A 9,595-nucleotide genomic window follows, 5' to 3' on the forward strand; every position below is an offset into this window, starting at 1 on the left:
CCGCCGGCCCCCGCACACCCCGTCAGGGCCGCGGGGCCTCCGCGATGAACTCGTCGCGCGTGACGCCGACGAGCGCCGTCGTCGCGGCCGCCGCGGCGGCCCCGTCACCCGCGACGAGCGCGTGCCCGACGGACTCGTGGCGGAGTGCTGCCTCGCGCGTCCAGCGCGTGATGGTGTCGCGCGACTCCGACGTGCGGGTGCGCAGCAGCGCCTCGACGGTGCCGGCGAAGTGCGCGAAGACGGCGTTGCCGGAGCCGGTGAGCAGGGCGCGGTGGAAGCGGACGTCGGCCTCGAGGTACGCGCGGCTGTCCTCGCGCGCGCAGGCGGCGAGCATGTCCTGCGCGGCGTCGAGGACTGCGGACGCCCCGGAGCCGCCGGCGGTGAGCGACGCTGCGACGGGTTCGACGCCGAGCCGCAGTTCGAGGAGTTCCCGCTGCTGCACGAAGTAGGCGGGCGAGGCGCCACGCCACCGGATGACCGTCGGGGCGAGTAGTTCCCACGACCCGATGCCGAGCACCTGCGTGCCGACGCGCTGCCGGGGCTCGACGAGTCCGAGCGACTGCAGGACGCGGAGCGCCTCGCGCACGACCGACCGGGACACGCCGAACTCGTCCGCCACGAGCTCGGGGCGGACCACCGTGCCGGGGTCGAGCGCACCGTCGACGATGCGCTGCCCGAGGGTGTCGAGCACGTGGGCGTGGAGTCCGCGGGCTGGGGGCATCGTTCCTCCGTGCAGTACGGGTCGCGCGATCGGCGTGACGTCGGTCCCATCGAAACGGCAGACTGCGTCCGAGGGCGGATGGCGCGCGGCGGATCGTCGTATAGTCTGATTAATCAGATTATTGAGGGTCGGTGCGCGAAGCGCCAGCCGCCCCTCGACACGAAGGCGACGGAGCCGCGCGGCAGCGGCTCCAGGAAGGGGCACCGATGCCTCACGCTCCAGTCCACCTGCTCGCCCACCCCGTGGGCACGGTCCTCGCGGCCGAGGGCGGCGGCACCGAGACGGTCGACCCGTCCGGGCCGATCCCGCAGCTGATCATCGCGGCCCTCGTCGGCATCGTCGTGATCATCGCGCTCATCACCTGGCTCAAGGTGCACCCGTTCATCGCGCTCGTGATGGGAGCCCTGGGCGTCGGCATCGGTGCGGGGCTCGCGCCGGACAAGGCCGTCGTGAGCTTCGGCAACGGCTTCGGTGCGACGATGACGAGCGTCGGCATCCTGGTCGGGCTCGGGTCGATGTTCGGCAAGATGCTCGTCGACTCCGGCGCCGCCGACCGCGTGGTCGACACCCTGGTGCGCAGGTCGTCGAAGGCCGCGCTGCCGTGGACGATGGCCCTGATCGGTGCGCTGATCGGCCTGCCGATGTTCTTCGAGGTCGGCCTCGTGCTCCTCATCCCGATCATCGTGCTCGTCGCGAAGCGCAGCTCCGTGCCGATCATGAAGATCGCCGTGCCCGCCCTGGTCGGCCTGTCGACGATGCACGCGTTCGTCCCGCCGCACCCCGGCCCGCTCGTCGCGATCTCGACCGTCGGCGCGAACCTCGGCACCACGCTCGCCTTCGGCATCGTGCTGGCGATCCCGGTCATCATCCTGGCCGGGCCGGTGTTCGCCCAGTTCGCGGCCCGCTGGGTCGACATCCCCGCGCCCGACATGTTCGGGTCGCGTGGGTCGGACGTCGGCTCGGCGTCCGGTCCGCAGGACCCCGCCTCGGGCGGACGGGAGGCCCGGCGCGGCCCCGCCACGCAGGACACCGCGTCCCTTCCCAACGGCAAGAGCGACTTCACGCGCGTCATCAGCGAGCCCCGCAGCCCGTCGTTCACCGTCGCGCTCATCGGCATCCTGCTGCCCGTCGTCCTCATGCTCGCCCAGGCCGTCCGCGAGGCCACGATGCCCGACGCCGCTGGCTCGTGGGTGAGCCTGCTCGACTTCCTCGGGTCGCCGATGATCGCGATCGGCATCGCGGCGATCTACGCGATGGTCTTCTTCGCGATCGGCGGCGGCATGGACCGGTCCGCCGTGGCGAAGTCGCTCGAGAGCGCGCTGCCCCCGGTCGCCGGGGTGCTGCTCATCGTCGGTGCCGGCGGTGGGTTCAAGCAGGTGCTCATCGACACGGGCATCGGCGGGGTGATCGCCGACGCCGTGAAGGACTCCGGCGTCTCGGTGCTCCTCGTCGCCTGGGTCGTGTCGGCCCTGGTGCGTGTCGCCACCGGGTCGGCCACGGTCGCCACCGTCACCGCGGCGGGCATCATGGCCCCGATCGCCGCCGACCTGTCCACGCCGATGACCTCGCTGCTCGTACTGGCGATCGGTGCGGGCTCGGTGTTCCTGTCGCACGTCAACGACGCCGGGTTCTGGCTCGTCAAGGGCTACCTCAACACCACCGTGGGACAGACCTTCAAGACGTGGACGGTGCTCGAGTGCCTCATCTCGGTGCTCGGTCTGCTCGGGGTGCTGCTGGCCGGGGTGTTCATCCGATGAGCGGCGGCTCCGCTCTGGATGCGCGTGTCCTGGTCGTCATGGGGGTCTCCGGTTCCGGCAAGTCGACCGTCGCCGCGATGGTCGCCGAGCAGCTCGGGTGGGACTTCGCCGAGGGCGACGCCATGCACCCGCAGGCCAACGTCGACAAGATGCACGCCGGTACGCCACTGACGGACGAGGACCGCTGGCCGTGGCTCGACGTCGTCGCCGACTGGATCCGCGGGCACCTCGACGCCGGTACGGACGGTGTCGTGACCTGCTCGGCGCTGAAGCGGTCGTACCGCGACGTGCTGCGGGCGCCCGGCGTGGTGTTCGTGCACGTCGCCGGTGACGGCGCGTTGATCGAACGGCGCATGTCGCAGCGGTCTGGCCACTTCATGCCGACGTCGCTGCTGCAGTCCCAGCTCGCGACGCTCGAGCCGCCGCAGGACGACGAGGCGCACCTGACGATCGCGGCCGACCGGACCCCGGAGGAGGAGAGCGCCGAGGTCGTCGAGCGGCTCGGGCTCGGCGGCGGCCGCTAGCTGAACCGGATCGGGGTGCCGACGGGCAGGGCGGCGAGGGTGCGGGTCATCTCCGCCGAGATCCGCACGCACCCGTGCGAACTGCCGGTCGGGTCGGGGTAGTAGTGCAGCGCCGTCAGTGCCGCGTTGCCGCCGTACGACGGGATCCGCGACGAGTGCGCGCCGGTCAGGATGATCGGGTTGCCCTGCGTGTAGGTCACACGGGTGTCCACGTACGCCGCTTCGACGTAGGTGGCGGTGTCGGACGGTGTGGGGTCCTCGGGGGTGCCGAGCCGGGCCGCCTCGGTCGCGGTGACCTGGCCGCTCCGGGTGACGACGGAGACCGTGCTCCGGGCGACGTCGACGCGGATCATCCGGTCGGTGTCGGCGACCGTGAAGTCGGCGGCCCGTGCCCAGGCGAACGTGGCGCTCGGCGCCTCCGGGTCGCCGCCGACGCCCGGGGTGCGGTTCCGGGCCGGGGTCGAGACGAGGAGCATGCCGCCGTCGACGCCGGGCGACCGGCCCCAGACAGCGGTGGCGGCGGGCAGGTCGATCGTCGACACCAGGTGCGACAGCGTGGCCACCGGGCGGGCGCGGCTGGACGGGCTGGCGTACAGGGCCACGAGGTCGTGCCGCGGGGTGGCGATCTGCCAGGTGTCCGCGGGGCGGACGTCCCCGCCGTCGAGCAGTTCGGGGACGACGCCGTCGTGGAACGCCGACGGCAGGGCGGCGAGGGTGGCGGCCGACGGCGCTCGGGGGACGGCCGCGAGCGTCGGGGTGGGGGTCGGCGTCGGCGTCGCGGTCGGGGTGGCCCGTGCGACGTGGGTCGGGTCGGCGTCCGGCCGGTCGGCGGTCACCCCGACGACGACGGCGGCCGCGACGGCGAGCGCCGCTGCACCCCCGACCACGGCGATCCAGCTCCTGCGTCGCATCGGCATCCCCCTGTGCTCCTGGTCCAGCGTGCGCTCGTCGTCTGGGTGTGTGCTCCTGGTGTCGTCAGCGTTCGGTGACCCGGCCGGCGTCGACGTGCCACTGCCGGTCGAGGCGGACGGTCTCCAGCATGCGCCGGTCGTGCGTGACGAGCAGCAGGGTGCCGTCGTACGACTCCAGCGCCTGTTCGAGCTGCTCGATGGCCACCAGGTCGAGGTGGTTCGTCGGTTCGTCGAGCACGAGCACGTTCACCCCGCGGGCCTGCAGCAGCGCCAGTCCGGCGCGGGTCCGTTCGCCGGGGGAGAGCGCCGACGCGGGCCGTCCGACGTGGTCGGCCTTCAACCCGAACTTCGCGAGCAGCGTCCGGACGTCGGCGGTGGTGTACTCGGGCACGATCGCCTCGAACGCCGCGGCGAGTGACTGGTCGCCGGTGAAGGCCGCACGGGCCTGGTCGACCTCGCCGACGGCGACGCTCGACCCGAGCGAGGCGGTGCCGGTCGTCGGCGCCTGCTTGCCGAGCAGTGCCCGGAGCAGCGTGGACTTGCCGGCGCCGTTCGGTCCGGTGATGCCGATGCGGTCGCCGCCGTCGACCTGCAACGACACCGGGCCGAGCGTGAAGTCGCCCTGCGTGAAGGTGGCGTCGGACAGGGTGGCCACGACGGCCGAGGACCGGGGCGCGCTGCCGATCGTGAACTCGAGCTGCCACTCCTTGCGGGGCTCCTCGACCTCGTCGAGCCGCGCGATGCGGGACTCCATCTGGCGGACCTTCTGCGCCTGCTTCTCGCTCGACTCCGAGGCGGCCTTGCGCCGGATCTTGTCGTTGTCCGGGGTCTTCTTCATGGCGTTGCGCACGCCCTGGCTCGACCACTCGCGCTGTGTGCGGGCGCGGGAGACCAGGTCGGCCTTGGTGGAGGCGTAGTCCTCGTACGCGTCGCGCTTGTGCTGCCGGGCGATCTCGCGCTCCTCGAGGAACGAGTCGTAGCCGCCGCCGAACAGCCGGTTGGACGACTGCACCAGGTCGAGCTCGAGCACGCTCGTCACCGACCGCGCCAGGAACTCCCGGTCGTGGCTGACGAGCACGACCCCGCCGCGGAGGCCCCGGACGAACCCCTCGAGCCGGTCCAGCCCGTCGAGGTCGAGGTCGTTCGTGGGCTCGTCGAGCAGGACGATGTCGAACCGCGACAGCAGGAGCGCCGCCAGCCCGACCCGAGCGGCCTGCCCACCGGACAGCGCGGTCATGAGCGAGTCCGGCCCGACGCCGTCGTCATCGGTTCCGGTCTCGAGGCCGAGGTCGGCCAGGACGGCGGGGATCCTGTCCTCCAGATCAGCGGCGCCCGCGGCGAGCCAGCGGTCGAGCGCCGTCGAGTAGCGGTCCGCGGCAGCGTCGCCGGCGTCCGGGTCGCCGAGCGCGGCAGCCGCGGCGTCCATGGCCTCGGTCGCCTCGGCCGAGCCGGTCCGTCGGGCGATGTACGCGGCGACGGTCTCGCCCGCGATCCGCTCGTGCTCCTGGGGGAGCCAGCCGACGAACGCGTCGGTCGGTGCGAGCGACACCGTGCCCGCCAGGGGCTCGTCGACACCCGCCAGCAGTCGGAGCAGGGTGGACTTGCCGGCACCGTTCACGCCGACGACGCCGATCACGTCGCCCGGTGCCACCGTGAGGTCGAGGGAGTCGAACAGTGTGCGAGCGGCGTACCCGCCGGACAGGCCCTTGGCGACGAGCGTGGCGGTCATGCGCCAATCGTCCCACGCGGCGGCGCGCGCACGGCACCGCCCTCGGAGCGCCCGGTGCTCCGGGTGCAGCACACTGGACGGATGGCATCCTGCGTCTTCTGCGCGATCATCGCCGGCGACGAACCGGCCGTGTGGGTCGAGCGCGAGGACCACGCCGTCGCGTTCGCGCCGCTGCCCGGGTCCGCGCTCGCACCCGGGCACACCCTCGTCGCACCGGTCGAGCACGCCGACGACCTGCTCGGTGCCGCCCCGGTGGCACTGGCCGCCACCGTCGCGCTCGCGCAGCGTGTCGCACGGGCGATGCGGGGCGCACTCGGCGCCACCGGCACCGTCGTGCTGCAGGCCTCCGGCGCCGATGCCGGGCAGAGCGTGCGGCACCTGCACTTCCACGTCGTGCCGTGCTGGCCGGACGACGGCACGACGCACTGGCCGGAGCCGCCCTCGGCACACGTCGTCGACGGTGACCCGCACGCACTCCTCGCCGAGATGTTCGAGTAGCCGATCCCGGGCAGCGGTGCGTGGAACGGAGTGGAGTGGGCGCTGCACCGTCACCCGTCACACCGACACCCGCAGGAGCACACCATGACCACGAAGATCACCCTGATCATCGACAACCCGACCGACCCGTCGGCGTTCGAGCAGTCCTACGTGGAGCTCGAGGCACTCGCCGCGAAGCTGCCCGGCCTGCAGCGGCTCGAGGCGGCGAAGGTCTGGCCGAAGGAGGACGGCACGCCCACACCGGCGCACCGCACCCTCGACCTGTACTTCGCCTCGTACGGGGATGCCTCCGACGCGGTGGCGACCGCCGAGGCCGGCGCGTTCTTCCAGCAGCTCGGCGGCACGGGCGCCACGTTCACCGGCCTGTTCTCCGACATCGAGCACGAGTAGCACCGGGCCGGGCCTGGTGCCGGGCCTGGCCGGGCGCCGGGCCCGGGTCTCGGGCTGAGCGACACTCCTCGGGTCCCGCGCCGCGTGGAGTGTCGCTCAGCGCGAACCTCGGCCCGGCAGGTCCGGCACGCCCGGCAGGCCCGGCACCGGCACGGGCGCCAACCGGCCCGCGCCGACGGGCAGTACACCCGCGCGGTACTCGAGCACCTCCGCATCGCCGACGGTCACCGTCGCCGCGCCGAAGCGCCATGCCCGGTTGAACAGGTACACCCCGATCACGGTCCGGCCGTCGTCGGCGACCGCCCACGTGCCCGTGCCCCACTGCGCCGGGTGGCCGACTCCATCGATCGTGACGGTCGGGCGGGCGAACCAGGTGAGCAGGGGGCGAGCGAGCCGGAGCTCGATCCGGCGCTTCGTCGTGCCGGAGGGGAGAGTCGTGTCCACCTCCGCAGGATAGGGCCACAGAACCCGGCGCCAGCGCACCGGCGCCGCCGCCAGCGCACCTGTGCCCGCCGCACCCGCGCACCCGTAGCGTGGCGGCCATGACCACCACCGTCCTCGTCGCCGGCGCCACCGGAGACCTCGGCGGACGCATCGTCCGCGAGCTCCTGCAGCACGACACCCGCGTCCGCGTCCTCACCCGCCGGTCCAGCACCGGCGCCCAGCGGCAGTTCGCCGACGACGACCGCGTCGACGTCGTCACCGCGGACTACACGGACGCACCGGCGCTGGTCACGGCGCTCGCCGGCGTCGACGTCGTCGTGTCCACGGTCAGCGGTACCCGCGCCGTGATCGTGGACGCCCAGCGTGCCCTGCTCGAGGCCGCGGTCCAGGCCGGCGTCCCGCGGTTCATCCCCTCGGACTACGCCGCCGACTACCGCTCGATCACGCCCGGCTCGAACCGCAACTTCGAGCTCCGTCGCGAGTTCGCCGCCGCTCTCGACGCTGCACCGATCCGTGCGACCTCGGTGCTGAACGGGGCGTTCACGGACATGCTCACCGGTCAGGCGCCGCTGATCCTGTTCGACCGCCAGCGGGTGCTCTACTGGTCGTCGGCCGACCAGGTCCTCGACTTCACCACGAAGGACGACGTCGCGCGCGTGACGGCGCTCGTCGCACTCGACGTGGACGCACCCCGTGTGGTCGAGGTCGCCGGCGACCGCGTCACGGCACGGTCGATCGCCGACACGATGTCCCGACTGACCGGCACCCCGTTCCGGTTGCAGTGGGCGGGGACGACCGGCACGCTGTCGGCGATGGCACGGATCGGCCGACGGCTGTCGAAGGACGACGCCGAACCGTTCCCGGCGTGGCAGGGCATGCAGTACTTCGTGAGCATGTTCAGCGGCGAGGCGGAACTCCACCACGTCGACGACGACCGCTTCGGTCCGCACGGGTGGACGAGCGTCCGCGACGTGCTCGCAGCTCACCTGGGCGTCTGACGGTCCGACCGGGAGGCCCGCCCCGCGTCGCGCAGGACGGCCGGCGGTCCGCCGCCGTGGCCGTCACGGGCACGCGCCGGCCGGGTCCTGCGCTGACGGTCAGGCGCCGCGGACAGCCCTGACGATCTCCTGCCGTGCTGCTCGTCCGCCGCGCGTCGGCAGCAGGGGGAACACGTGCAGCGCGCCGGGGCGCTCGCGCAGCGTGACGTCCACGCCAGCGGACCGGGCGGCCGCGACGAGCAGGTGCGCGTCGGGGTTCAGCACGTCGTGGGTCCCGGTGTGGACGAGCATCGGGCCGAGGCCGTGGAACGAACCGGTCAGGGGACTGACGACCGGGTCGTCGATCGACAGGCCGTCGGCCCACAGGTGACCGAGGACGCGGCCCCCGTCGCGACCGAGCCACGGGTCGCTCGGCTGCACCTCGGGGATGCGCGGGTTCGAGAAGCCGAGGTCGAGCGCCGGTGACACCAGGACGGTCCGGAGCGACGGTACGCCCTCGTCGCGCAGGGTCTGGGCGACCGACAGCGCGATCTGCCCGCCGGCGGAGTCGCCGGCGAGCTGCACCCGTCCGCGCTGGTCGATGACGCGGCGTGCGACGTCGACGACCAGGTCGTGTGCCTGTCGGGCGTTGCCGTCCGGCAGGAGTCGGTAGATCGGCACGGTCACGGTGGCGCGCGCCTCGGCGGCGAGCTGGGCGATGAGCGCCCAGTGCTGCGGGGCGATCTCGTGGACCCAGCCGCCGCCGTGCACGTACACGAGGTCGCGGAGCGGTGGCTGTCGGCTCGGGGTCACGGTGTACACGGGGGAGCCGCCCTGACGGTGGACGTCGACGCGCACGTCGGGCCGGAGGCGCTTCGGTGGTCCGAAGGGTTCGGGGCGGAGGGCCTGTCGGCGGACGGCTCGGTGCGCTCCCGCTTCGGTGACGAACGGCGCGTTCGCGTGCGTGGCCCGCAGGAACAGCGGGACCGCGGCTTCGGGGACGATCACGCCGTGCCTCCTGCGTCGGAGGTGTCGTCGGCCTCGCGCACCGGCTCGCTGAGTCCGAGGAGTGCGCCCCGCACCGCGGCGACGCGGATGGTCGCGGCATCGTCGTAGAGCACCGTCTGGCTGACCGCGCCGACGTGTGCGGCGACCACCGCCCGGGTGAAGACGTCCGGCGCGACGGTCAGTCGCCGGCCCTGTGCCGTGACCGACTCGACGAGCAGCGGTTCGAGTGCCGCGTGGAAGGCGTCGGTGTGCGCTCGGAGCAGTGCCCGGAGCTCGGGTTCGTGTCGCGCCCGGGACAACAGGACCGAGCGGATCGCGTACCACTTGCCCTCGGGTGGCAGGCCGCCGAGGACACCGGAGACGATCGCGTCGACGGACTGCGGGTCGGTCGTGCCGAGCGCGGCCCGGAAGCCGTCCTCGAGCCGCTCGACGACCACGGCCTCCTGCGCTTCGTACACCGCGAAGAAGAGCTCGTCGGTCGTCGCGAAGTTCGAGTAGAAGGCCCCGCGCGTGAACCCCGCACGTGCGACGATCGCCTCGACGCTGGCCGAGGCCGAGCCGGTCTCGTCGAACAGCGCCTCGGCCGCGCGGACGAGCTCCGCGCGGGTGCTGCTGCGCCGCCGGGTGGGGCGGGCG

The 9,595-nt window shown here is 73.2% G+C and carries 11 protein-coding genes; 5 read left to right on the plus strand and 6 right to left on the minus strand.

The genetic code is table 11. The annotated features are described in order from the left end of the window. Nucleotides 1–22: 22 nt before the first annotated feature. A complete protein-coding gene (locus GVL05_RS19040; protein ID WP_159574164.1) occupies nt 23–721 on the minus strand; it encodes a FadR/GntR family transcriptional regulator in 699 nt (232 codons plus the stop codon). A 206-nt stretch (nt 722–927) separates the two neighbouring features. Between GVL05_RS19040 and GVL05_RS19045 the strand changes: the two genes are divergently transcribed. Further along, nucleotides 928–2,478, plus strand: a complete 1,551-nt coding sequence (locus GVL05_RS19045; protein ID WP_159574165.1) for a GntP family permease — start codon at nt 928–930, stop codon at nt 2,476–2,478. Continuing rightward, the gene (locus tag GVL05_RS19050) at nt 2,475–3,002 is read left to right on the plus strand and encodes a gluconokinase (protein ID WP_159574166.1); all 528 of its coding nucleotides are present in this window, start codon (nt 2,475–2,477) and stop codon (nt 3,000–3,002) included. The genes GVL05_RS19045 and GVL05_RS19050 overlap by 4 nt, the downstream gene beginning before the upstream one ends. Here the strand turns inward: GVL05_RS19050 and GVL05_RS19055 are convergent. Beyond that, entirely contained in the window at nt 2,999–3,913 is a 915-nt protein-coding gene (locus GVL05_RS19055) for a L,D-transpeptidase (protein WP_159574167.1), read from the minus strand. The genes GVL05_RS19050 and GVL05_RS19055 overlap by 4 nt on opposite strands. A gap of 64 nt (nt 3,914–3,977) precedes the next feature. Beyond that, nucleotides 3,978–5,642 carry an ABC-F family ATP-binding cassette domain-containing protein gene (locus GVL05_RS19060; RefSeq protein ID WP_159574168.1) on the minus strand — a complete coding sequence of 555 codons (1,665 nt, stop codon included), beginning with the start codon at nt 5,640–5,642 and terminating at the stop codon, nt 3,978–3,980. A gap of 81 nt (nt 5,643–5,723) precedes the next feature. On the opposite strand from GVL05_RS19060, the gene GVL05_RS19065 reads away from it, so the two are divergent. Then, entirely contained in the window at nt 5,724–6,140 is a 417-nt protein-coding gene (locus GVL05_RS19065) for an HIT family protein (RefSeq protein ID WP_123937737.1), read from the plus strand. A gap of 84 nt (nt 6,141–6,224) precedes the next feature. Continuing rightward, the gene (locus tag GVL05_RS19070) at nt 6,225–6,530 is read left to right on the plus strand and encodes an EthD family reductase (RefSeq protein WP_134193897.1); all 306 of its coding nucleotides are present in this window, start codon (nt 6,225–6,227) and stop codon (nt 6,528–6,530) included. Nucleotides 6,531–6,626: 96 nt separating this feature from the next. Here the strand turns inward: GVL05_RS19070 and GVL05_RS19075 are convergent, their stop codons facing one another. Continuing rightward, nucleotides 6,627–6,974 carry a hypothetical protein gene (locus GVL05_RS19075; RefSeq protein ID WP_123339786.1) on the minus strand — a complete coding sequence of 116 codons (348 nt, stop codon included), beginning with the start codon at nt 6,972–6,974 and terminating at the stop codon, nt 6,627–6,629. A 98-nt stretch (nt 6,975–7,072) separates the two neighbouring features. Here GVL05_RS19075 and GVL05_RS19080 point away from each other — a divergent pair, with 98 nt between their 5' ends. Next, a complete protein-coding gene (locus GVL05_RS19080) occupies nt 7,073–7,972 on the plus strand; it encodes an NmrA family NAD(P)-binding protein (RefSeq protein ID WP_159574169.1) in 900 nt (299 codons plus the stop codon). Between the two features lie 99 nt (nt 7,973–8,071). Here the strand turns inward: GVL05_RS19080 and GVL05_RS19085 are convergent, their stop codons facing one another. Continuing rightward, nucleotides 8,072–8,959, minus strand: a complete 888-nt coding sequence (locus tag GVL05_RS19085; protein WP_159574170.1) for an alpha/beta hydrolase — start codon at nt 8,957–8,959, stop codon at nt 8,072–8,074. Further along, nucleotides 8,956–9,595: TetR/AcrR family transcriptional regulator (locus tag GVL05_RS19090; RefSeq protein WP_159574171.1), on the minus strand; the 640-nt coding region annotated here is incomplete at its 5' end. The genes GVL05_RS19090 and GVL05_RS19085, both read right to left, overlap by 4 nt.

It is taken from the genome of Curtobacterium sp. 18060 (genome assembly GCF_902706105.1).
GTDB lineage: Bacteria > Actinomycetota > Actinomycetes > Actinomycetales > Microbacteriaceae > Curtobacterium.

Coding starts and splice junctions, on each gene's coding strand:
- GVL05_RS19040 (WP_159574164.1), bottom strand. CDS start 721: ATGCCCCCAGCCCGCGGACTCCACGCCCACGTGCTCGACACCCTCGGG.
- GVL05_RS19045 (WP_159574165.1), top strand. CDS start 928: ATGCCTCACGCTCCAGTCCACCTGCTCGCCCACCCCGTGGGCACGGTC.
- GVL05_RS19050 (WP_159574166.1), top strand. CDS start 2,475: ATGAGCGGCGGCTCCGCTCTGGATGCGCGTGTCCTGGTCGTCATGGGG.
- GVL05_RS19055 (WP_159574167.1), bottom strand. CDS start 3,913: ATGCGACGCAGGAGCTGGATCGCCGTGGTCGGGGGTGCAGCGGCGCTC.
- GVL05_RS19060 (WP_159574168.1), bottom strand. CDS start 5,642: ATGACCGCCACGCTCGTCGCCAAGGGCCTGTCCGGCGGGTACGCCGCT.
- GVL05_RS19065 (WP_123937737.1), top strand. CDS start 5,724: ATGGCATCCTGCGTCTTCTGCGCGATCATCGCCGGCGACGAACCGGCC.
- GVL05_RS19070 (WP_134193897.1), top strand. CDS start 6,225: ATGACCACGAAGATCACCCTGATCATCGACAACCCGACCGACCCGTCG.
- GVL05_RS19080 (WP_159574169.1), top strand. CDS start 7,073: ATGACCACCACCGTCCTCGTCGCCGGCGCCACCGGAGACCTCGGCGGA.